We start from the raw sequence: 21,196 nt of genomic DNA, 5'->3' as shown, positions 1-21,196 counted from the left end.
TTTCGGTCGCGTAGGTTAAGGTACGGGCCAGTATAACGCGGGTCGTTTCGGGATACACTGGGAAATTATGCGCATCGCGATGATTTCCATGCATACCTCGCCCCTTGAGCAGCCCGGTTCCGGGGATGCGGGCGGCATGAACGTCTACGTTCTCAATACTGCTCGCCAGCTCGCACGCCGCGGCGTGGAGGTCGATATTTTTACCCGCGCCACGCGCCCCAGCCAGGGTGAGGTGGTGGGCGTCGAGGAGCGCCTGCGCGTCATCAACATTGTGGCGGGGCCCTATGAGGGCTTGAGCAAGGAAGAGCTGCCCACCCAGTTGGCTGCGTTTACGGGCGGGATCTATAACTTCGCGCGCTGTTTTGAGGTGGACTATGACGTCATCCACTCTCACTATTGGCTCTCCGGTCAGGTGGGCTGGTTATTGCGCGATCTGTGGGACATCCCCCTCGTCCACACCGCGCACACGCTGGCCGCGGTGAAGAACGTGCACCGCACGCTCGATGACACCCCAGAGACTGAGGCGCGCCGCATTTGCGAACAGCAGCTGGTGGATAACGCTGACATCCTGGTGGTTAATACAGCCCAGGAGACCCGCGATCTGATCGAGCACTACGATGCATCGCCGGACAATATCGTTGTGGTCTCCCCGGGTGCGGACACGGATCTCTACACCCCGGGCACCGACCGCATGACGGAGCGTGCGCGCCGCCAGCTGGGTATCCCGCTGCACACCAAGGTGGTGGCGTTTGTGGGCCGCCTGCAAAAGTTCAAGGGCCCTGATGTGCTTATTCGCGCAACGGCGGAGCTGATGGAGCGCGATCCGGATCGCCGCCTGCGTGTGGTCGTCTGTGGTGGCGCCTCGGGGGCGAATTCCTCGCCGGATACTTACCACAATCTGGCTCGCGAGCTGGGGGTGGAGCGCGTCGTGCGCTTCCTGAGCCCGCGCCCGCCGCAGGAACTCGTAGCCATCTATCAGGCCGCGGATATTGTTGCGGTGCCCAGCTATAACGAGTCCTTCGGGCTGGTGGCCATGGAAGCGCAGGCCTCCGGAACGCCCGTGGTGGCGGCGGCCGTCGGTGGCTTGCCCATCGCCGTCGCGGATGGTGACACGGGCTTGCTCGTCCACTCCCATTCGGCGCAAGACTGGGCGGATGCGCTGGAGCAGTTGCTTGACGACGACCCCCGCCGCATCGCCATGGGCGAAGCCGCCGTCGATCACGCCCAGCAGTTCAGTTGGGCGGCGGCCGCCGCCCAGTTGGAGAACATCTACGCCGACGCGATGAGTATTGAGATTCCGGACTGCCACGCGCGCCGGGCAATCGGATACTAATCCCACATAAGCGGGCATAAACCCACAGTTAGGGGTGATGTGCTCGGGTTCACAGGCGGGCCGCCGAAAAACGTGGCATGCTGGTGTTTATGAGTAACGGAAAGCTGATTCTACTTCGACACGGACAGTCCGAATGGAACGAGTCCAACCAGTTCACCGGTTGGGTTGATGTCAACCTCACCGCCAAGGGTGAGGGTGAGGCCAAGCGTGGCGGCGAGCTGCTCAAGGAACAGGGCATTCTGCCGACTGTCGTGTATACCTCCCTCCTGCGCCGCGCCATCCGCACGGCCAACATTGCGCTTAATGCCGCAGACCGCCACTGGATTCCGGTCGTGCGCGATTGGCGCCTGAACGAGCGCCACTACGGCGCACTGCAGGGCCTCAACAAGGCCGAGACCAAGGACAAGTACGGCGAGGAACAGTTCATGGCATGGCGCCGCTCCTACGGCACCCCGCCGCCGGAGCTGGAGGACGGCGCCGAGTACTCCCAGGCCGGTGACCCGCGCTACGCCAACCTGGATCAGGTTCCGCGTACGGAGTGCCTGAAGGATGTCGTCGAGCGCTTCGTTCCTTACTTCGAGGAGGAGATCCTCCCGCGCGCCAAGAAGGGTGAGACCGTTCTCATCGCCGCACACGGTAACTCCCTGCGCGCGCTGGTCAAGCACCTGGATCAGATCTCCGATGAGGAGATCGCCGGCCTCAATATCCCGACGGGCATCCCGCTGGTCTACGAGATCGCTGAAGACGGTTCCGTGGTGAACCCGGGTGGCACCTACCTGGATCCGGAGGCTGCCGCTGCTGGTGCAGCCGCCGTGGCCGCGCAGGGTGGCAAGAAGTAGCCGAAAACCGCTACGTGCTGCGCACGAACCCCAAGGAGCCTATACTCCTTGGGGATTCTTTGTAGGGGCGTGAATGATTGTGGAACTGGTACTAGCTTTCCTGGCCGGCGTGGTGGCCTGCGGCCTGGCCATACCGGTGATCACCCGGGTCCGCGAGCGCCTGGTGCGCCGCCGCGTCCGTGATGCGGATGCGAACCAGGTCACCAGCGTTAGCCAGGTCTTGCACCTCGCCGTGTCCGGCTCTCCAGCCGGGATGGCCGTGCTCTCGCGCTCCAAAGAGATCATTTTTTCTAACCCTGCCTCCCATGAGATGTCGATGGTGCACGACCGGGCGGTGAACCCCGATCTGTGGAAGGTTGCGCAAGAGGTTTTCGAGGATAAAGAGACCCGAACGCTGGACCTTTCTATCCCGAAGCGGCGCACCGGAAATCGCGTGATTCAGGTGCGTGCGGTGGTCCAGCCGCTGACGCTGAACGACGATCGCTTCGTCATCGTCTACGGCACCGACGAGTCCGAGTCGGTGCGCATGGAATCCGCTCGCCGTGACTTCGTGGCCAACGTGTCCCACGAGCTGAAAACCCCGGTGGGTGGCATCGCGCTGCTGGCTGAGGCCCTCCTTGAGGACACCGGGAATCCCGAGCACGTCGAGTATTTCGGCAGCAAGGTGCAGAAGGAAGCGGCGCGCATGGCCGACATGGTCAGCGAGCTCATCTCCTTGTCTAAACTGCAGGGCGCGGAGGCGCTCCCGGAAATGGAGCCGCTCGACCTCGATGAGATCATCGATGAGGCCATTACCCGCAACCAGCTTGCCGCCGATTCCCACCACAATCAGCTCACCCGCGGTGATTCCGAGGGGGTCCAGGTCATGGGGGACAAGTCCCTCTTGGTCACGGCGATCTCCAACCTCATCTCAAATGCCATCCACTATTCGCCGGATGAGATGCCGGTGTCGGTTACACAGAAGGTCGTCGGCGGAAAGGTCGTCCACATCCGCGTCACCGACCGTGGCATCGGCATTGCTCCAGAAGACCAGAAGCGGGTCTTTGAGCGCTTCTTCCGCGTGGATAAGGCGCGGTCCCGGCAGACCGGTGGAACCGGCCTTGGTCTGGCCATTGTGAAGCATGTCGTGGCTAATCACGGCGGCAATATCAAACTGTGGTCACGCCCCGGAACTGGCTCGACGTTCACAATCGAGCTCCCTATCTACGCGGAAGAAAAGCCAGCAGATAATCTTATTCATCGGGATAATATAGAAGACGGGGCTGTCAGCTCCGCCGCCCCTGGTTTACAGCGCGCCGTGGCGCGCGTAGCCGCTCGTCGAAAGGATAAAGCGCAATGACCACCATCCTCATCGTTGAAGATGAAGAGTCGCTGGCCGATCCCCTCGCCTTCCTCCTCCGAAAGGAGGGATTCGACGTTCTCCTCGCCCCGGACGGGCCCAGCGCGCTAGAACAGTTCGCAGCGAACCACGTGGACATCGTCTTGCTGGACCTCATGCTGCCGGGTATGTCCGGAACGGACGTGTGCAAGCAACTGCGCGCGACATCCTCCGTGCCGGTGATCATGGTGACCGCGCGCGACTCTGAAATTGACAAGGTCGTGGGGCTAGAGCTGGGCGCAGATGATTACGTAACCAAGCCCTATTCCTCTCGCGAACTCATCGCCCGCATCCGCGCGGTGCTGCGCCGCGGTAACGATGCCTCTTCCGATCACGGTGAGGAGGAGCCCGACGAGCAGATTCTGGAAGGCGGCCGCGTGCGCATGGACGTGGAGCGCCACACCGTGCTTGTCGCCGGCGAGCCGGTTTCCATGCCGCTCAAGGAGTTTGATCTCCTCGAGTACCTGCTGCGCAACTCTGGGCGCGTGCTGACCCGCGGTCAGCTCATCGACCGTATTTGGGGCGCGGACTACGTGGGTGACACAAAGACTCTCGACGTCCACGTCAAGCGCCTCCGCTCCAAGATCGAGGCCGAGCCTTCCCACCCGCAGCAGCTCGTGACGGTGCGCGGCCTGGGATACAAGTTCGAGGCTTAAGCGCCAGGGTCCGCTGGGTGCCGCGGGAACTCGACTCCGGAGCGCGCCCGGGCCTCGCAGTGCTTGGCCAGGATTTCGTAGCACTCCTCGCCGAGTAGCGCGATCAGCTCGGTCTTCTGCGACTTCCACAGCGGTTCTTCCGCGGTGTGGCACGAGGGATCGGCCGAGCAATACCAATCGAAGTCCTCGCCGCCGTTGCCCCATCCGCGGCGGTCGTACTCACCGATGGTGGTGCGTAGGATTTCCTCCCCGTCGGGGCGCTCCTCATAGTCTTCGTGCCGGCGAATCGGCAGCTGCCAGCACACTTCGGGCTTGACCACGGTGAGCTCTTCCCCCGCGTCGAGCGCCCACTGATGGATAGCGCAACCCGCGCCCGTGGGCCAGCCGGCGCGGTTGGCGAAGATGCAGGCGCCGGCGACAAGCGGCGTCTTCAGCGCCGGTTCCGGCTCGCCATCATCGCCGTCGAGTTCATCCCACTCCAGCCACGGTTCCAGCTCCTCGGGTTCACCGTGCTTCAGGAACTCATCTACCCCCTCTGGGCGGTGCTGCCAGAAACGTGCGGGCATGCGGGCGACGGCGTCGCGAAGCTGCTCTCGATCCGTCTCATCGGCCATGTATGCGCCGTGCACGCAGCAGCCGACGTCGGGCTGTTGCTTATCGATGCCGTGGCACCTCTCCGTCCCAAACTGGCAGGCATAGTGCGATTCGAGCCAGGTCAGGTCGATGGAAAAGACGTGGAGTGGATCGTGCGGATCCGTAAATTCGAACCACTCTCTGGGGAAGTCGGGGGCCTTTTCGCGGCCGGCGATAATGGAAGCCGCCGCGGGGGAGGAGGCCGGAAAACCCAGGTAAACTTCTTTTGATTTCGGGCGATTCACACCTACCCACGGTAGACCTACTACTGTAGAGGCGTGCGATTAGGTGTATTAGACGTCGGAAGTAATACCGTCCACCTCGTTGCGGTCGATGCCGCAACCGGTGGGCGGCCTTCGCCGATGAGCGATTGGAAAACCCCGCTGCGTCTGGTGGAACAGCTAGACAAAGACGGCAACATCCATGAGAAGGGCATGAAGAAGCTCATCTCCGCCGTGGGTGAAGCCGCTGAGTTGGGCAACAAGCTGGGCTGTGACGAGTTCATTGCCTTTGCTACTTCTGCCGTGCGCTCGGCCACTAATTCGGCCAAGGTTCTCGACGAAGTTGAGAAACAAACCGGCGTCCGCCTCGAGATCTTGTCGGGCGAGGAGGAAGCTCGGTTGACCTTCCTGGCCGCTCGCCGTTGGTATGGCTGGTCCGCTGGCCGCATTACCAACCTCGACATCGGTGGTGGCTCGCTGGAGCTGTCCACCGGTACCGACGAGCATCCGGAAATGGCTTTCTCCCTCGATTTGGGAGCGGGCCGTCTGACTCACAACTGGTTCGATACCGACCCGCCAGAAAAATCCAAGGTGAACCTGCTGCGGGATTACATCGATGCGGAACTGGCCGGCGTCGCCGATAAAATGCGCGCGCTGGGCCCTGCCGGGTTGGCCGTGGGTACCTCGAAAACCTTCCGCACGCTGGCTCGATTGACCGGTGCTGCACCGTCTTCGGCGGGCCCCTATGTGAAACGCACGCTCACTGCACCGGGCCTGCGTCAGCTGATTTCCTTCATTTCCCGTATGACTGCAGCTGACAGGGCGGACCTTGAGGGTGTAAGTTCTACCCGATCGCATCAGATCGTCGCCGGCGCTTTAGTGGCGGAGGCGAGCATGCGTGCCCTGGGAATCGAAAAGTTGGAGATCTGCCCCTGGGCTCTCCGAGAAGGTGTCATTTTGCGCCGTACCGATAAGGGACTGGAATAGGAAAGAAACGTGGCTGACAAGAAACAGTTGACAGTTGCGGAGCTGCTGGCCCGTAACGCGAAGGACCGATCTGGCGAGGAGAAGAGCTCGCGCCGCCATCGCCGGAGCCTTGACGAAGGCGGCATCTCGGTTGCGGAGCTGACCGGCAATCTCGAAAAGGTCAAGGCAACTCCGGCGGAGGCTAAGCACTCGAGTGTCTCCATCGATGAGCCGGCCCCGGTTATTCCTGCGCCGAAGAAGGAGAAGAAGGAGAAGCCTCAGCAAGAGACACCTCAGCAGGAGGCCCCGCAGAAGGACGCTGATAAGTCTCACTCCGCCGCCCCTGCGGAGAAGCCAACCGAATCTGAGTCCAAGCCTTCCCAGCCCTCTGACGAGGACACGCGCGTAATCCAGAAGGTCAAGGACGAGCCCAAGAAGGCTGAAGACAAGGCCCAGTCAAAGGTCGAGTCAAAGGCTGAGCTGAAGACCGAGGAAAAGGTTGAGCCAAAGGCCAACGACAAAGTCGATGACAAGGCCGAGGATGACACCTTTACCACGGGTGAACTCGAGGCAGTCGACCATGATGTTGAAGAGTACGACGAGGACTATGACGAGGAGGACGAGGGCAAGCTCAACCCCTTCGCCGTCGTCCTGCTCGCCCTCGTGGGCATCGTGCTCGGCGCCATCGTGTTCAAGGGCTTTGAGATTCTCTGGGACCGCTTTGACCGCTTGGTCGTCGTGGTACTCGGTGTTGTTGTCACCGGCGTCATCGTCGGAATCGTCCACGCACTCCGCACGAGCCGCGACGGTTTGTCCATGTTCCTCGCAGCCGTGGCCGGTCTCGTGCTGACCTTTGGCCCGCTGCTCGTGGTGATGTAAGCACCAGCCCAAAAGGCATCTTCTCAAAGGCATCTGCCAGAAGGTATCTTTGCCCCTGAAAACGCCATCTATCCTGCTGTAAATGGCATCTTCAGGGCAGAAAACGCCTTCTGGCAGATGCCTTTTGCATGTGTGAGGATAGCGTGCGAGCAGCCCTGTTGATTGGTGGCCGCGTCCTGGCCTTTCTGGCACCCTGGAAAGCATGACAAAAATTGCAGTACTTGGTGGAGGACAAATCGGCGAAGCCCTCGTTTCTGGGCTGGTGCATGCGGGCTATGATGCCGCGGACATCGTGGTGACCAACCGCCGCACTGAGCGCGGCGAGGAGCTGAAGAGCGCGTACGGCGTCAGCGTCACGAGCGTTAACCCCGCGGCTATCGACGGCGCCGACTACATCTTCGCCTGCGTGAAGCCTTATGCCATCGTGGAGCTTCTTGAGGGCCTCGACATCCCACAGACGGCCGTGGTTGTGTCCATGGCAGCCGGCTTAACTCTCGAGACCCTGGAGAAGGCCGCTGGGGAGGGCGTGCCGGTCGTCCGCGTCATGCCGAACACCCCCATGTTGGTGGGCAAGGGTATGTGCACCTGCGCGGGCGGCACCCACGTGACGGAGGAGCATCTCGACGGCGTGGTCAAGCTCCTGGAGGCTGTCGGCGAGGTTGCTGTCATTGAGGAGAAGCACATCGATGCTGCTACCGCTCTAGCCGGCTCCGCGCCCGCCTACTACTTCCTAGTCACGGAGGCGCTGATCGACGCCGGCGTGCAGCTCGGCCTCACCCGCGATGTTGCCGAGAAGCTAGCCACCCGCACCGCACAAGGCGCCGGAACGATGCTGGCTGAATCCGGCAAGGATCCGGTTGCTTTGCGCGCAGGGGTGACCTCCCCGGGGGGAACCACTGCCGCCGCTCTTCGCGAGCTCGAGGAGTCTGGCCTGCGGGGTGCGTTCTTCCGAGCCGCTGAAGCCTGCACCCAGCGTGCGCAGGAACTTGCCTAAAACTTCCCGTCGCCCTGGGAGCCCTGTGGCACGTGTTGCCACACGGGCTTGAAGGGCAGCAGCGGTGCGAAAGAGGAAAAAATTAGCTCTTGGGTCGCATTAGTCACAGGTTTCACGCTAAGCTGGCAGGAGCGCGTGCGTGATAGTCCTGTGGGAGGGGAAGCCTACAGCGCGTCACGTGCTGAAGGGTTAAATAAACTATGACGAATGAAGATAAGGGAACTTTCCTGACCATCGCCGAAGTTGCGGAGATCATGCGTGTCTCCAAGATGACGGTCTACAGGTTGGTTCATGCAGGTGACATGCCGGCCGTGCGCGTGGGACGCTCGTTCCGCGTTCACGAATCCGCCGTCAAGGAATACCTTGAGGCTTCCGTATACGGAGCCTAGCGTTCACCTCTTTCTGGCAGCGCCCACCACTGCGGACCCCTCGCGGTCCACGGCGGTGGGCGCTGCCCTTAGTTTTGGTGCTGGGCAGGCCGCTAGGTAAGATAGTGAACATTCGTTTCGGCACTGGCATGCCTGCGTCTCCCTGTTTCGCGGGGACCGCCTCGAGTGCACCGTGGGTGGTTTTGTTCCAGGCGTTGCCGGCCGGGTTACGTACGTACTGATACCGAAAGTGAGGAAACCTGCTATGGGTTCTGTCATCAAGAAGCGCCGCAAGCGCATGTCCAAGAAGAAGCACCGCAAGATGCTGCGCCGCACCCGCGTTCAGCGTCGTAAGCTGGGCAAGTAAAGCTTCGCCTGCAACTCCCCGCATGGTCCTTTTTAGGATCGTGGCGGGGAGTTTCTGCTATCTATTCTCCTTTCTATCCGTCATTTCAGACGACCTCTCCGTCGTTTCACACGACGTCGTTTTAGACGACGGAGCCGCTTAGAACGGAATGTCTTCCTGCGGTGCGCTTGGAGTGTGGGGTTCCTTGGCAGCGGCCTGCGCTTCCTTAGCTTCCTGCTGGACAGCTTCCTCTTGGGCGCGCTCGCGGGTGGCCGTGATTTTCTGGGCTACCGTCTGTGCCCAACGCTTCGCTTTCTTTGCCAGCGGGCCGGTCGGCTCCGTCGTTGCCCACGTCCCATCCTCGTAGAGCCACACCATATCCCCGGTGTGTGGGTCCATGATGTAGTGCGCGCGCCCATCAGTCTTCATATTGTGATGGTGTTGGCACAGGCTGGCCAGGTTGCGCGGGTGCGTGGCGCCGCCGTCGGCATAGTTGATGCGGTGGTCCATCTGGCATAGGTAGGCGGGCCGGTTGCAGCCCGGTGCGCGGCAGGTGCCATCGCGGCCTTCCACATATTTGCGGATGAGCTCTGAAGCTATGTAGCTGGCTGATTCCGGCGGCTGGGAGGACAGGTCGCGCGTGCGTGTGGCGGGCATGTCCTGCGATGTCCATCCGTACCCTTGGATGAAGGTGGGAGCGTTGTCGATATCACTGGCTTGGTAGGTGTGCAGAATGATGGTCGCGGGCGGAGAGATGCTGCCGGCGATGAGCTTCTTTAGGGCATCAGCCTGCGAGAGCCCGTTCTCCTTCGCTGCCTGTTTGATGTAGCCATCCAGAATCATCCCCGTGGCACTGTCCGTATTGAGCTCAAGGATGCCGCGCTTGCCAGTATCGGTAAAAGTATAAGAGTCCTTCTTCGGCGAATCGCGGAAGGTAAAAGCTTTATTGATGCTCTTGCAAATATCGCGCACCTTGCGCCCAATCTGCGCCGGTGTAGGGAAGACCTGATTCGGGGAGGTGGGGGTGAAGTAATCGACCAGGGCATCGTCGATAAGCGCGAGCGTTTCCGGAGGTAGCTTGCCGAGCTTCGTCAGGGTGCGGTCGATGGTGATGAGTGCCTTCATGTCCAACAGAAACTGACTGTCCTGCAGGGCCTTGACCTGCGGTAGCTCCGTGAGGCGGTGCACGGCCAGGCAGCATTCACTCACGGTGTAGTCACCGACGCCAAGCTTGGCGACGAGCCTCTGGCACGCAACATCAAAATCCTCATCGAGCTCTGGCATGGCAGCTACCCAAGAGCGATAGTCCGCGCGGCGGGCGGCGCTGCGCTCCACGGCGAGGGCGCAGTCAGGGTTCATATGGGAAAAGTAGGCGGTTTGAGTGGCGGTGTTCACGGTGTCCCCCAGGTTTATGGTGTCGCTTGTATGTTCTACGCGCACTATAAAACACGCCCCGGACATCTACTATGACCTGGGGAATGTAGGTATTTCCTCGAGGTATTTGAGACATACAAGCGCCCTCTTTGCATCAGTGGGGAGTATTGTCTTCCGGCCCCACAGGCGTCCGCTGCGTACGTATGATGGCGAACTATGTTGCCTAGACTCTTGACCCTTGACAACCTGGTTATCTCACAGACAAAGTCCTTCATGCAGGATCAGTTCCTGATCGCCGATGAACAAGGCGTGCCCGTGGGCACCATCGTGCAGTCGTCGAGCATGAAGGACATGTTCTTCAATGCCTCCCGCAGCCTCGAGGTTGCCTTCACGGATGAGCAGGGCAATCCGCAGCAACCGCTCATGGTGATCAAGGATCCGCCGAACTTCGTGCGGGATACATATGAGGTGTATTTGCCGGGCGTCGAGAAGCCCATGGCAGTGGTGACCAAGAAGTTCTCCCTGCTAAAGACGCGCCTGACCTTGGAGATGGAAGGCTTCCCAGAGATTGAAATTGAAGGCGATGTCTGGGATTGGAATATCACGATTACCAGCCAGGGTCAGCCGCTGGCGGAGGTCCGCAACGAATGGTCAGGCGTGGGACGGTTCCTAGCCGGGAAGAATACCTACAAACTCAGCATCGCGCCGGGGCTCGACCCGCAGCAGCATGCGGGGCTCATCGGTGCGGTCATGTGCATGGATATGCTGCGCACCAAGCAGCAGAACAGTAGCTAGCGGCGCACCATGCGCCAGCTTCCATAGGAAAAGAGCGCGGTGGCCAGCGCCGGGAGGCCATAGGTGCGCACGGCCTTGCGCACGGAGCGGTAGTCGCGGATGAGCCAGCCTTTTTCCTCCGCGATATCGCGCAGCTTGGAATCCGGGTTAATGGCCACGGGGGTTCCCACCATGGAGAGCATCGGGACGTCGTTGGAGCTGTCGGAGTAGGCGGTGCAGCGCTCAAGGTCGAGGTTCTCCAAGGTAGCCAGTGCTGCCACGGCGTGCTTCTTGCCCGAGCCGTGGAGGATATCGCCCACGAGGCGGCCGGTGAAGCGGCCATCTTTTACTTCCGCCACGGTGCCGAGCGCGCCCGTGAAACCGAAACGCTGCGCCAGAATCTGCGCTAGCTGCACGGGGGTTGCGGTAACCAGCCATACCTGCTGGCCGGCATCGAGGTGCATCTGCGCCAGCTGTTTTGTGCCCGGGTAGGCCTTGCGTGCCATGGATTGGTCCACGATGCTCTCGCACAGGGCCACCATCTCATCCACCGAGCGGCCCTTGACGAACTCGAGCGCCTGCACGCGCCCGGCGGCTACGTCCGCGGCATTCTCCGAACCGGAGACGCGGAATTTGAGCTGCTTCCATGCGATGGGAAGGATCTCAGAAAGCTTGAAGTAGCGGCGGCGCGCAAGCCCCAGCGCGAAGGCTACGAGCGAGGAGCCTTGGATCAACGTGTTATCCACGTCGAAGAAGGCGGCGGCGCCAACGTCCTGGGGGATGTCCGGGTCGGGCTCAGTGATGGAGCGCGAACCCGCCGATTCGAAGGAGCCCCGGACGGAATCCACGCCAGAGGAAAACGCATCCAGGTCAATGCCAAAGAGATGTTCCACCGCCGCAGCTGCCGACGCCTCACCTGCCGCCCGCTGGTGCTCTTCACCCAGCGGGGCAAAGGCCTGTTGCTCCAAGAAGTTACGTAGGTTTCCCCTGCTTGCGGTCCAGTTGGCAAGGAACTCGCGGGGAGAATCGGGCATACCGGGAGGCAGGGGGAGGGGCACGCGTTCAGCTTTCATAGGGCGGGCAGACTAACGTGTCCATAGTAAACCGCAAACCGTTCTACGTCCTATCGAGGAGTTTCTATGTCCCACGTCGTCGAACTGATGGTGCGTACTACGTGTGGCTCCTGCGCGCGAGTGCTCGAGCAGATTACTCCGGTGGTTCAGCAGGCTGGTGCGGAGCTTAACGTGCGCACGGTGGATGAGGATGCGGAGCTGGCCATGGAATATGGTGATCGCGTCCCCGTTGTAGTGATTGATGGGGAGGAATTCTCCTGTTGGGAAGTGGACAATGAGGAGCTCGCGCAGGCGCTGGCGCAGTAGTTTTCTTTGGCGTTCCCGCGAGTTTCGGAAACAAGCAGAAGGCTAGTAGTCTTTTGGATGATCTATGTCATCCAAAGGGATGATAAACAACTGGAGGGTAGTGCATGAGTGTGCTCGTCGTGGGCATGTCGCATCAGTCGGCGCCGGTGGCGCTGCTGGAAAAGCTGAGCATGGACGAGACCGTGCAGAACCATACGTGCCGGGCCATGGTGTCGGCGGGTTCGCTGAGCGAGGCGATGATTATCTCCACGTGCAACCGCCTGGAGGTCTACACCGTTACCAATTCCTTCCACACAGGCGTGCAGGATGTCGTGCGCAACCTCGCTGAAGTTTCCGGCGTGGGGGAGGAGGAACTGCGCTCCTACCTTTATGTTCGCTATGCCGACGCCGCCGCTGAGCACCTCATGATGGTGGCCTCGGGCTTGGACTCGATGGTGGTAGGTGAGCAGCAAATCATCGGCCAAGTCCGTACCGCCTATCAGTTCGCTGTCGAGCAGGGAACCGTCGGGCCGCGTATCCACGCGCTGGCCCAGTCCGCGCTGCGCACCGGCAAGCGGGTGCATTCCGAAACCGAGATCGATGAGGCGGGATCCTCCATGGTCTCTTTCGCTTTCGATCAGGCCCTGAGCCGCATGGGCACGGAGGATCTCGACGGCAAGCGCGTGCTGATCTTGGGGGCGGGTGCAATGGCCTCGCTAGCGGCAACCCACGCGGGGCGCTTGGGAGCACACCTGGTTATTGCGAACCGCACCCTGGCTCGCGCCCAGCGCGTGGCGGAACATGCCCATGAAGCGGGCGTCTATGCGGACGTCGTTGAGTTCGCGCACCGCGCCCAGGCTTTGCACGATGTGGACATGGCGATTTCTGCCACGGGCGCCCAGGATTTCACCATTTCAGCGGCCGACGTCGAGCGTTACCACGTGGCCGACCGCGAGCTCATGCTCGTGGATCTCTCCTTGCCGCGCGATATCGATGATGCGGTAGCAGATGTCGAGGGGGTCGACCTCGTTAACATCGAGAGGCTGAGTAATTCTTTGCAGGCGGCCGATACTGACCTTGCCGCCGGCACCAGCCCCCACGCGCAGGCGCGGCGCATCGTCAATGAAGAGCTGGAAGCCTATGCTTTCGAGCAGCGCGTCCGCGACGTCGTCCCGGCGGTATCGGCGCTGCGCAAGCGGGCTGCGAACCTGGTTCAGTGCGAGGTAGCGCGGCTGGAGCAGAAGCACCCAGAGTTGGATGAGCGCCAGATGGGAGACATCAACCGTGCTCTCAAGCGCGTTGCAGATAAGCTGCTCCATGAGCCCACGGTTCGTGCGAAGAAGCTCGCAGCCAACTCCGGAACGGTGAGCCACGAGACCGCGCTGCAGGAACTCTTTGGGCTCCAGCTGGAGGGCAGCGGTGTGGCCATTGACGTGGCGGAGCTGCCGGATGCCGCGCAGATGGAAGCCGCGGAAAGCACTAAGGAAGAAAAGGACGCATAGATGTTGACGATCGGCACCCGAGGATCCCTCCTGGCCACCACGCAGTCGGGGCACGTGCAGGAGTGGCTGCAGCAGGCAGGCTATGAGGCAGAGCTGCACATCGTCACCACGCAGGGGGATGTCAACATGGCGCCCGTGGAGCGCATCGGCGTGGGCGTATTTACGCAGGCCCTGCGTGAGGCCGTTGCCCGCGGCGAGTGCGAGATCGCGGTGCACTCCTTCAAGGATCTGCCCACGGCTGCCGACGAACGCTTCGACCTTGTGGTTCCGCAGCGCCAGGACATCCGCGAAGCGCTTATCGCCCGCGATGGCCTGACCCTCAAGGAGCTGCCGGAGGGCGCACGCGTAGGTACCTCCGCGCCGCGCCGCATCAGCCAGTTGCGGGCGCTGCGCCCGGACCTTGACATTCGCCCACTTCGAGGCAATATCGATACCCGCATGGGCAAGGTCACCGGTGGCGAGCTCGACGCCGTCCTCCTGGCCTACGCCGGCCTCGTGCGCGCGGGCTATGCCGATCGCGCCACCGAGGTCTTCGACCCGGAGGTTTTCATGCCCGCCCCGGCACAGGGCGCGCTGGCCATCGAGGCAGTGAAGGGAACGGAGGCTGCACAGGCCATTGCCCTGCTTGCCGACGCCCCCGCCACCGCCGCCACCCGCGCCGAGCGCACCGTGCTCTCCCGGCTAGAAGCCGGCTGCACCGCGCCGGTTGCCGCGGTCTCTCACTGGGAAGGCGAGCAACTGGTCGTGCGCGGCGGAGTCTTCGCCCTCGATGGTTCTCGTCAGCTCATCGCTCAGGCCCAGGGCGAGGCCAGCGAGGCAGAAGAATTGGGGCGCGCGGTCTCCAAGGAGCTCTTCGCGCAGGGAGCTGCAGACCTCCTGGCAGCGGAGTAATCGCACGTAATTTTTGCTTTGGGGCCTTTTCCTTTAGTGTGTATCTAGCACACAATCATTGAGAGCAATGATTTAGGCCCCCTTAACTCGCGAGTGAGGGGCTTTCTTGTCTCCATTTCCCGCGCCCGCCACGCGTGGCGCCGGGGCACTCGGAATCCACAAACTAGAAAAGAACCTTATGAGCAATGCCGTGCCGGATACCCAGCCTGAGCTGGGTAAGTCTGATCTGGGCAAAGTCGTCTTCGTCGGTGCCGGCCCAGGTAACCCCGACCTGCTGACCGTTCGCGCCCGCGAGGTTCTGGAGACGACCGCCAACGTTGTGACCGACGCCGCCGTTTCACAAGGCGTGCGCGACATGGTGGCGCAGCAAGTGCCGGTTCCGCAGGAGCTTCTCGACGCCGCCGAGGAAGAGTACGAGCGTATCTGCGCCGCCGCAAAGGAAGCGGGCGCGCGCCGCAAGCCGCCACGCCCAGCCCCGCCGACGGCGGCGGTGTTTGAGGAGGTCGAGGGGGACGTCGTCAAGCAACTGCGTGCAGCACTCGAGCGCGCAGAGGGCCACGACGTGATCCGCCTGGTCACCGGAAACCCGCTCAACCGCGAGTCCATCAAGGCGGAAATCACCGCCGTGGCCAATGCGGGCATGGAATTCCAGGTGGTCCCGGGCATGTCCCTGCCTTCGACGGTTCCGTCTTTTGCAGGTATTGCTCTCGGTGCGACCTATACCGAGGCCGACATCACCGAAGGTGCGGATTGGGACGCGCTGGCCTCTGCGACGCAGCCGCTGGTTTTGCAGGCCACGGCAGATGACCTGCCGGTGATTTCCGCCGAGCTGGTGGAGCGCGGGATGCCCGCGGAGACGGAAGCCTACGTCACCGTCCACGGAACCACCCGTCTGCAGCGCACCCACGAGACCACTCTGGGCACGCTGGGCAAGCTCGACGCTGAGCTGCCGGGCGAGCTCGTCGTCACGCTGGGCCGCAGCTTTGATGATCGCTCGAAGTACTCCTGGTGGGAGAACCGTTCGCTCTATGGCTGGCGCGTGCTCGTGCCGCGCACGAAGGAGCAGGCCGCGGCGATGAGCGCCCGCCTGGCTGGCCACGGTGCCATTCCGCAGTCGGTGCCCACTATCTCCGTGGAACCGCCGCGCAACCCGGCGCAGATGGATCGCGCCATCAAGGGCATCGTCGAAGGCCGCTACAAGTGGGTCGTGTTCACCTCCGTCAATGCGGTGAGCGCGGTGTGGAAGAAGATTGCGGAACTCGGCCTCGATGCCCGCGACTTCGCCGGTGTGCACCTGGCGGCGGTGGGGCAGAAGACCGCCGATGCGATTCGCGCCAAGGGCATGGTCCCGGAGCTTCTGCCGCCGGCGAGGAAGCAGAATGCCGAGGGCCTCGTGGAGGTCTTCCCCAACTACGTTGAGGACATCGACGCCGTGGGCCGCGTGTTGCTGCCGCGCGCCGATATCGCCGGCGAGACTCTGGTGAACGGCCTGTTGGACTTGGGCTGGGAAGTCGATGACGTGGTGGCCTACCGCCCCGTGCGCGCGGCCCCGCCGGCGGCGGAGATCCGCGACATGATCAAGTCCGGTGGCTTCGATGCGGTGGCCTTTACCTCGCCGTCGACGGTGCGCAACCTCGTCGGCATCGCCGGCAAGCCCCATGCCCGGACCATCATCGCGTGCATCGGCCCCTCCACCAAGGCGGCGGCCGAGGAGGTGGGGCTGCGCGTGGACGTGGTCCCGGAGGTTGCGGATGTGCCGACGCTTGTCGACGCCCTCGCTGACCACGTCGCCGCCCTCCGCGCCGCCGGCAACCTGCCTGCTCCGCGCAAGAAGCGCCGCTCGCGCAAGAAGTCGGCGTCGACCACAGCTGGGAAGGCAGATTAGGGGCGACTAGAGTCGAGAAAGTACTTTTGATTTTCTCGTAGCTCAAAGGAGAGTTTTTACTCATGAGCATTGCTCGCCGCCCCCGCCGCCTGCGTCAGAACCCGGCTTTTAGGGACTTGGTTGCGGAAACGTCGCTGCGCCCCTCTGACCTCATCCTCCCGATGTTCGTCGTCGATGGTCTGGATGAAGCCCGCGAGATCCCCTCCATGCCGGGCGTGGCGCAGCACAGCTTGGATTCCCTCAAGCGCGCCGCCCACGAGGCACTTGACGCCGGCGTGACCTGCGTTGACCTTTTCGGTGTGCCGCGTGAGGAAGACAAGGATGCAACCGGCTCCGTGGCTTGGGACCCGCAGGGCATTCTCAACGTCGCGATTGCCGAGCTGCGCAAAGAGTTCGGCGATGACCTCATCGTGATGGCGGATACCTGCCTCGATGAGTTCACCTCGCACGGTCACTGCGGTGTGATCGATGACAAGGGCCGCGTGCTCAACGATGAAACCGTCGAGCTCTACCAGGACATGGCCCGCTCCCAGGCCCGCGCCGGTGCGCACATGGTCAGCCCCTCCGGCATGATGGACGGCCAGATTGCCGCCATCCGTGAGGCCCTCGACGAGGCCGGCCACGAGGACGTTGCCATCATGGCCTATTCCGCCAAGTACGCCTCCGCCTTCTTCGGCCCCTTCCGCGATGCCGTCGGTTCCTCCCTGGAGGGCGACCGCCGCACCTACCAGCAGGATCCGCGCAACTTCCGCGAGTCCATGCTGGAGGTGGACCTGGACATCGAGGAAGGTGCGGACATCGTCATGGTTAAGCCAGGCCTCCCGTACCTCGACGTGTTGGCCGGTGCCGTGGAGCGCTCCTCCGTGCCGGTAGCCGTGTACCAGGTGTCCGGCGAGTATGCGATGATTCAGGCAGCCGCCCAGAACGGGTGGATCGATGGTGAGGCCGTTATGCTGGAGTCCTTGACCGCGTTCAAGCGCGCGGGCGCGGACCAGATCCTGACGTACTTCGCCACGGACGCCGCCCGCTTGCTCAAGTAAAAGGAGAATCGTGACGTTCAGCCCGAACACGGCTTCGTCGGCGCAGAAGCCGGCGAAGCAGGACAAGGAGCCGGATAAGGAGAAGGCCACTCGCACCGAAGCCGTTTCCCTCATGCTCAAGGTGTGGGCCGTTGCCTTGCTGTTTGAGGTGGTGCACCTAGTCCTGAGCATCGTGCTGACCCTTCTGAACCGGGACGAGCTCTTTGCCCAGGCCCGCACCACCGCGGAGTCCGCAGCGGAAAAGTCTGGGCAGGACGTCAGCGATGCCCTCGTGCAACTCGTGGGCTATGGCTCGGTGGCGTTCAGCTCGCTGATATCGCTCGCCATCGTCGTCCTGCTGGGCATCATGCTGGGCTTGATCCACAAGAACTCCTCGGCGGCCGGCACCGGCCGGCGCCTGTGGTTCGCCTTCTCCCTCTACTTCGCCTTCCGCGTGCTCATCGTCTTCATGAGCAGCCCCGCCGGGGCGAGCGTTCCGGACTGGCTGTTCGTTCTTGATGGCGGCGTGCAGATCCTCGTCGGCGTGGCCGCCGTCATGGGCTTGATCTTCTCCTCCAAGGAAGAAGTTCTTGAGTACACCGGCGAGATGGAACAGATGCGCCAGATGCGCAAGGAGATGGAAGAGCAGCGCCGCCAGGAAAACCTGGAGGAGCGCGAGAAGAAAAACAAGGACAAGGAGAAAGAAAGAGACAAGGACGGCAAGCGATGAATGACCGCCCCGGCCCCGCGGACTATAATCGCCGTCCGCGCCGCCCTAAGAAGCAGGGCGAGCAGGATTTTTCAACTTGGTCTTCCCAGCTGCGCATCTCCTATTGGGTCTTTGTGGTTGCCGCCGTTGTGATGTTGACCGCCGGAATGGTGGGGCTCTTTGGCTCCTATGGCTCGGTGACGAACCCCGAACTCAGCCCAGAGCAGGTGGGCTATATCCGTTTCAATACGCGCTTTGCTGCCATTTCGCATGTGGTGAGCGCTGTCATCATTGCGGCGTGCTCCGCGCAGTTAGCAAACGGTTCGGTGTGGGCGCGCCGCATCATTACCGGGGTTTCCGCCTATGCCATGTTCGTCAGCATTGCGGCGCTGATTGCCGGCGTGGGCGGGCTGCTCTTGTTGCTCATTCCGATGGCGCTCATGGTGGGAATCTTCTTCCTCTTTCATCCAGACTCGACGGCGTTCATTAAGGCCCGTCGGGCGCAGAATTCCTGATTGGCGCCCACTCCAACTTTTGATTCATAATGGACGGTATGTCTCGTCTGTCTGCCGCGCCGCTTATTGAGGCCGCTTCCGGCCGCACCCCGTCCCGTCCGCCCGTCTGGTTCATGCGCCAGGCGGGGCGTTCTTTGCCGGAGTACCGCAAGGTCCGTGAGGGAATCAGCATGCTGGATTCCTGCTTCATGCCGGAGCTGCTGGCGGAGATTACCCTGCAGCCAGTGCGCCGCCACGACGTCGACGCGGCCATCTTGTTCAGCGATATCGTCGTCCCGCTCAAGGCCGCGGGCGTCGGCGTGGAAATCGTCCCCGGACGCGGCCCAGTCATGGATGCGCCCGTGCGCAGCAAGGAGGACGTGGCGAACCTGCCTATCCTCGACGTCGACGTGCCCGAGGTGCGCCAGGGCATCGAGATCATTCTGAACGAGCTCACCGACAAGCAGGCACTCATCGGTTTTGTCGGTGCGCCTTTCACTTTGGCCAGCTACCTCATTGAGGGTGGCCCCTCGAAGAATCATGAGCGCACCAAGGCCTTGATGCATTCCGAGCCGGACACCTGGCACCAGCTCATGGAGCGCCTGACCCCGACGATCATCTCTTTCCTCCAGCTTCAGCTGGAAGCGGGCATCGATGCGATGCAGCTCTTTGATTCCTGGGCGGGCTACCTCAACGAGCGCGACTACCGCGAGTTTGTTCTGCCCTATTCAACGCAGATCCTTAAAGCCGCGGAGGGCCGCGTGCCGCGCATTCACTTCGGCGTGGGAACCGGCGAGTTGCTCGGCGCGATGTCGGAGGCCGGTTCGGAGGTCATGGGCGTGGACTACCGCGTGAGCATGGATGCCGCCGCGGCACGCGTCGATGCAGACATCCTGCAGGGCAACCTTGATCCAGCCTTGCTCTTTGCCGGCGAGGAGGCGGTGCGCCAGGGCGTGCACACCATCAAGGCAGAGGTCGCCCGCGCAAGGGAGCGTGGCGACGTGAAGGGACACATCTGGAACCTCGGCCACGGGGTTCTGCCGACTACCGACGCCGACGCCATCACCCGCGCCGTCGCCATCATCCACGAGGAGGGATAAATGAAAATCGCGATCATTGGTGCTGGACTGGCGGGACTCACCGCCGCGTGGGAACTCAAGCACAACACTGAGGGCTCCCATGAGGTTTATGTTTTCGAGGCGGCCGATCGCATCGGCGGCAAGCTGCACACCGTGGCTTTCAACGGCGGCCCCACGGACATGGGCGCGGAGGCCTTCATCCGCCGCCGCCAAGATGCCGTGGACTTCTTCACGGAGCTGGGCTTGGAGGATTCCTTCGTGGAACCCAACAGTCAGCTGCGCCCCCGCGTGTATACCGGCGGCGAGCTGCACTTCTTGCCACAGGGCGGTGTCATGGGTATTCTTTCCGCGCCGCAGGACTTCTTCTCCGCTGCCACCAATGAGCGCATCACCAACGAGCAGCCCTTTGAGTGGGAAGTCGGCGGGGATGTCTCCGTGGGCAAGCTCGTGCGCCAGCAATACGGCGATGACGTGGTGGACCACGTGGTCTCCGCGCTCCTCGGCGGTGTGTACTCCTGTACGGCCGATGACCTGGGCCTCCGCGCCACGGTTCCGCACCTAGCGGCCACGCTGGACTCGCTGGCGAAAGAGGGCCCGGTAACCCTGTCGGCGGCAATCAAACAGATCGAGTCCGGCCGCAGCCCGGCCGAAGGCTCCGTCTTCGGCACCTTCAAGGGTGGCTACGCCGAGCTCTACGAAGCCCTGGCTGAGAAGTCCGGCGCGCAGATCCACCTGGACACCTTCGTCTCGGGCGTGACGCGTAAGGGTGATGCCTTTGAGGTCAAGGGCGCGCCGGGGGATATCGGCCCCTTCGACCGCGTGCTCTTTGCCACCCCGGCTCCGACGACCGCGCGCCTGCTCAAGGCCGTGGCTCCGGAGGCCGCCCAGGAGTTGTCTTCTGTCCAGCTGGCCTCCTCTGTAGTCGTCGGCTTCAACTTCGCCTCCGCCACGGACCCGGAGGGCAACTCCCTTCCGGAGGCCACCGGCATTCTCGTCGCCTCTGACGAGCCCGGCGTGCGCGCCAAGGCTTTCACGCTCTCATCCAATAAGTGGCCGCACCTGAACGAGCGCGAAGGCTTCCTCGTGCGCGCCTCCTTCGGCCGCTTCGGCGATGACGCCCTCGTGCGCGCGGAGGAGGATGACCTGGTGGACTATGCCCTTGATGACCTGCAGAAGATCACCGGCTTCGACGGCCGCGCCGCCGGCGTGGAGGAGATCTACACGCAGCGCTGGTTCGGCGGCATCCCCCGCTATGACGAAAAGCACCTGGCCACCGTCGCTGCAGTGCGCGCCGCGCTTGCCGACGTCCCCGGTATCGCCACCGCCGGCGCTTGGGCCGATGGAGTCGGCGTGCCCGCCGTCATCGCCGGCGCCCGCGCTGCCGCGCAGGCGCTCGTCAGCTAGCTCGCTGTCCCTCCTTGTGGCGCCTCACAAAGGGCGCCTCACAAGGGGCGTCCCGCAAAAGGCGTCTGATAAAAGGTATCTTTGGGTGTAAAAA

At 62.6% G+C, this 21,196-nt stretch carries 22 protein-coding genes; 19 read left to right on the top strand and 3 right to left on the bottom strand.

Annotation, left to right across the window (positions count from 1 at the left end):
* Positions 1-67 precede the first annotated feature (67 nt).
* The 4 genes from mshA (at position 68) to HMPREF2792_RS12305 (ending at position 4,206) form a co-directional block, all read left to right on the top strand.
* Positions 68-1,333: a D-inositol-3-phosphate glycosyltransferase gene (mshA, locus tag HMPREF2792_RS12320; RefSeq protein ID WP_070533967.1), complete on the top strand. Its 1,266-nt coding sequence runs from the start codon at positions 68-70 to the stop codon at positions 1,331-1,333.
* Between the two features lie 89 nt (positions 1,334-1,422).
* Positions 1,423-2,172 carry a phosphoglyceromutase gene (locus HMPREF2792_RS12315; protein ID WP_070521289.1) on the top strand — a complete coding sequence of 250 codons (750 nt, stop codon included), beginning with the start codon at positions 1,423-1,425 and terminating at the stop codon, positions 2,170-2,172.
* Between the two features lie 73 nt (positions 2,173-2,245).
* A complete protein-coding gene (locus tag HMPREF2792_RS12310; protein ID WP_070521124.1) occupies positions 2,246-3,511 on the top strand; it encodes a sensor histidine kinase in 1,266 nt (421 codons plus the stop codon).
* The gene (locus tag HMPREF2792_RS12305; RefSeq protein WP_070521121.1) at positions 3,508-4,206 is read left to right on the top strand and encodes a response regulator transcription factor; all 699 of its coding nucleotides are present in this window, start codon (positions 3,508-3,510) and stop codon (positions 4,204-4,206) included. Before HMPREF2792_RS12310 ends, HMPREF2792_RS12305 begins: the two co-directional genes overlap by 4 nt.
* On the opposite strand, the gene HMPREF2792_RS12300 is transcribed toward HMPREF2792_RS12305, so the two are convergent.
* Positions 4,203-5,084 carry a DUF3109 family protein gene (locus tag HMPREF2792_RS12300; RefSeq protein WP_070533966.1) on the bottom strand — a complete coding sequence of 294 codons (882 nt, stop codon included), beginning with the start codon at positions 5,082-5,084 and terminating at the stop codon, positions 4,203-4,205. The genes HMPREF2792_RS12305 and HMPREF2792_RS12300 overlap by 4 nt on opposite strands.
* Positions 5,085-5,117: 33 nt before the next feature.
* Here HMPREF2792_RS12300 and HMPREF2792_RS12295 point away from each other — a divergent pair, with 33 nt between their 5' ends.
* The 5 genes from HMPREF2792_RS12295 (at position 5,118) to HMPREF2792_RS12810 (ending at position 8,634) form a co-directional block, all read left to right on the top strand.
* A complete protein-coding gene (locus HMPREF2792_RS12295; protein WP_083306442.1) occupies positions 5,118-6,047 on the top strand; it encodes a Ppx/GppA family phosphatase in 930 nt (309 codons plus the stop codon).
* A 9-nt stretch (positions 6,048-6,056) separates the two neighbouring features.
* Positions 6,057-6,905: a hypothetical protein gene (locus HMPREF2792_RS12290; RefSeq protein ID WP_070521111.1), complete on the top strand. Its 849-nt coding sequence runs from the start codon at positions 6,057-6,059 to the stop codon at positions 6,903-6,905.
* Between the two features lie 202 nt (positions 6,906-7,107).
* Positions 7,108-7,899: a pyrroline-5-carboxylate reductase gene (gene proC, locus HMPREF2792_RS12285; RefSeq protein WP_070521108.1), complete on the top strand. Its 792-nt coding sequence runs from the start codon at positions 7,108-7,110 to the stop codon at positions 7,897-7,899.
* Between the two features lie 200 nt (positions 7,900-8,099).
* The gene (locus HMPREF2792_RS12280; protein WP_010189818.1) at positions 8,100-8,288 is read left to right on the top strand and encodes a helix-turn-helix domain-containing protein; all 189 of its coding nucleotides are present in this window, start codon (positions 8,100-8,102) and stop codon (positions 8,286-8,288) included.
* Positions 8,289-8,532: 244 nt separating this feature from the next.
* Entirely contained in the window at positions 8,533-8,634 is a 102-nt protein-coding gene (locus HMPREF2792_RS12810; RefSeq protein ID WP_003855542.1) for a 30S ribosomal protein bS22, read from the top strand.
* 138 nt (positions 8,635-8,772) lie between these two features.
* On the opposite strand, the gene HMPREF2792_RS12275 is transcribed toward HMPREF2792_RS12810, so the two are convergent.
* A complete protein-coding gene (locus HMPREF2792_RS12275; RefSeq protein WP_083306441.1) occupies positions 8,773-10,008 on the bottom strand; it encodes an HNH endonuclease signature motif containing protein in 1,236 nt (411 codons plus the stop codon).
* 195 nt (positions 10,009-10,203) lie between these two features.
* Between HMPREF2792_RS12275 and HMPREF2792_RS12270 the strand changes: the two genes are divergently transcribed.
* The gene (locus HMPREF2792_RS12270) at positions 10,204-10,782 is read left to right on the top strand and encodes an LURP-one-related/scramblase family protein (RefSeq protein ID WP_070521105.1); all 579 of its coding nucleotides are present in this window, start codon (positions 10,204-10,206) and stop codon (positions 10,780-10,782) included.
* Here the strand turns inward: HMPREF2792_RS12270 and HMPREF2792_RS12265 are convergent.
* Entirely contained in the window at positions 10,779-11,834 is a 1,056-nt protein-coding gene (locus HMPREF2792_RS12265) for an HAD-IB family hydrolase (protein ID WP_227485605.1), read from the bottom strand. The genes HMPREF2792_RS12270 and HMPREF2792_RS12265 overlap by 4 nt on opposite strands.
* Positions 11,835-11,900: 66 nt before the next feature.
* Between HMPREF2792_RS12265 and HMPREF2792_RS12260 the strand changes: the two genes are divergently transcribed.
* The 9 genes from HMPREF2792_RS12260 (at position 11,901) to HMPREF2792_RS12220 (ending at position 21,102) form a co-directional block, all read left to right on the top strand.
* A complete protein-coding gene (locus tag HMPREF2792_RS12260) occupies positions 11,901-12,140 on the top strand; it encodes a glutaredoxin family protein (RefSeq protein WP_070533963.1) in 240 nt (79 codons plus the stop codon).
* A gap of 104 nt (positions 12,141-12,244) precedes the next feature.
* Complete coding sequence (locus HMPREF2792_RS12255; RefSeq protein ID WP_070533960.1) at positions 12,245-13,621, top strand: glutamyl-tRNA reductase; 1,377 nt, start codon at positions 12,245-12,247, stop codon at positions 13,619-13,621.
* A complete protein-coding gene (hemC, locus tag HMPREF2792_RS12250) occupies positions 13,622-14,512 on the top strand; it encodes a hydroxymethylbilane synthase (RefSeq protein WP_070533958.1) in 891 nt (296 codons plus the stop codon).
* A gap of 178 nt (positions 14,513-14,690) precedes the next feature.
* A complete protein-coding gene (locus HMPREF2792_RS12245) occupies positions 14,691-16,397 on the top strand; it encodes a bifunctional uroporphyrinogen-III C-methyltransferase/uroporphyrinogen-III synthase (RefSeq protein ID WP_070533956.1) in 1,707 nt (568 codons plus the stop codon).
* A 62-nt stretch (positions 16,398-16,459) separates the two neighbouring features.
* Complete coding sequence (hemB, locus tag HMPREF2792_RS12240; RefSeq protein WP_070521091.1) at positions 16,460-17,437, top strand: porphobilinogen synthase; 978 nt, start codon at positions 16,460-16,462, stop codon at positions 17,435-17,437.
* 10 nt (positions 17,438-17,447) lie between these two features.
* Positions 17,448-18,146 (top strand): hypothetical protein, encoded by a 699-nt coding sequence (locus HMPREF2792_RS12235; protein ID WP_070533955.1) that lies wholly within the window; start codon positions 17,448-17,450, stop codon positions 18,144-18,146.
* Positions 18,143-18,640, top strand: coding sequence for a tellurium resistance protein TerC (locus tag HMPREF2792_RS12230; protein WP_070533949.1), 498 nt, complete (start codon positions 18,143-18,145; stop codon positions 18,638-18,640). Before HMPREF2792_RS12235 ends, HMPREF2792_RS12230 begins: the two co-directional genes overlap by 4 nt.
* Positions 18,641-18,678: 38 nt before the next feature.
* On the top strand, positions 18,679-19,719 hold the full coding sequence (hemE, locus tag HMPREF2792_RS12225) for a uroporphyrinogen decarboxylase (protein ID WP_070533947.1): 1,041 nt from the start codon (positions 18,679-18,681) through the stop codon (positions 19,717-19,719).
* The gene (locus HMPREF2792_RS12220) at positions 19,720-21,102 is read left to right on the top strand and encodes a protoporphyrinogen oxidase (RefSeq protein WP_070533944.1); all 1,383 of its coding nucleotides are present in this window, start codon (positions 19,720-19,722) and stop codon (positions 21,100-21,102) included.
* Positions 21,103-21,196 lie beyond the last annotated feature (94 nt).

Source organism: Corynebacterium sp. HMSC068H04, assembly GCF_001811255.1.
GTDB classification, from domain to species: domain Bacteria; phylum Actinomycetota; class Actinomycetes; order Mycobacteriales; family Mycobacteriaceae; genus Corynebacterium; species Corynebacterium hesseae.
Note: the sequence above shows the minus strand (reverse complement) of the source record. Positions and strands in the feature narration are given on the sequence as shown.

Excerpts from the sequence above, each read along its gene's own strand:
- HMPREF2792_RS12265 (WP_227485605.1), bottom strand. The coding sequence starts at position 11,834 with ATGAAAGCTGAACGCGTGCCCCTCCCCCTGCCTCCCGGTATGCCCGAT.
- HMPREF2792_RS12220 (WP_070533944.1), top strand. The coding sequence starts at position 19,720 with ATGAAAATCGCGATCATTGGTGCTGGACTGGCGGGACTCACCGCCGCG.
- HMPREF2792_RS12305 (WP_070521121.1), top strand. The coding sequence starts at position 3,508 with ATGACCACCATCCTCATCGTTGAAGATGAAGAGTCGCTGGCCGATCCC.
- HMPREF2792_RS12280 (WP_010189818.1), top strand. The coding sequence starts at position 8,100 with ATGACGAATGAAGATAAGGGAACTTTCCTGACCATCGCCGAAGTTGCG.
- hemC (WP_070533958.1), top strand. The coding sequence starts at position 13,622 with ATGTTGACGATCGGCACCCGAGGATCCCTCCTGGCCACCACGCAGTCG.
- HMPREF2792_RS12810 (WP_003855542.1), top strand. The coding sequence starts at position 8,533 with ATGGGTTCTGTCATCAAGAAGCGCCGCAAGCGCATGTCCAAGAAGAAG.
- HMPREF2792_RS12315 (WP_070521289.1), top strand. The coding sequence starts at position 1,423 with ATGAGTAACGGAAAGCTGATTCTACTTCGACACGGACAGTCCGAATGG.
- HMPREF2792_RS12270 (WP_070521105.1), top strand. The coding sequence starts at position 10,204 with ATGTTGCCTAGACTCTTGACCCTTGACAACCTGGTTATCTCACAGACA.
- HMPREF2792_RS12230 (WP_070533949.1), top strand. The coding sequence starts at position 18,143 with ATGAATGACCGCCCCGGCCCCGCGGACTATAATCGCCGTCCGCGCCGC.
- hemE (WP_070533947.1), top strand. The coding sequence starts at position 18,679 with ATGTCTCGTCTGTCTGCCGCGCCGCTTATTGAGGCCGCTTCCGGCCGC.
- HMPREF2792_RS12310 (WP_070521124.1), top strand. The coding sequence starts at position 2,246 with ATGATTGTGGAACTGGTACTAGCTTTCCTGGCCGGCGTGGTGGCCTGC.
- mshA (WP_070533967.1), top strand. The coding sequence starts at position 68 with ATGCGCATCGCGATGATTTCCATGCATACCTCGCCCCTTGAGCAGCCC.
- hemB (WP_070521091.1), top strand. The coding sequence starts at position 16,460 with ATGAGCATTGCTCGCCGCCCCCGCCGCCTGCGTCAGAACCCGGCTTTT.
- HMPREF2792_RS12260 (WP_070533963.1), top strand. The coding sequence starts at position 11,901 with ATGTCCCACGTCGTCGAACTGATGGTGCGTACTACGTGTGGCTCCTGC.
- HMPREF2792_RS12255 (WP_070533960.1), top strand. The coding sequence starts at position 12,245 with ATGAGTGTGCTCGTCGTGGGCATGTCGCATCAGTCGGCGCCGGTGGCG.
- proC (WP_070521108.1), top strand. The coding sequence starts at position 7,108 with ATGACAAAAATTGCAGTACTTGGTGGAGGACAAATCGGCGAAGCCCTC.
- HMPREF2792_RS12245 (WP_070533956.1), top strand. The coding sequence starts at position 14,691 with ATGAGCAATGCCGTGCCGGATACCCAGCCTGAGCTGGGTAAGTCTGAT.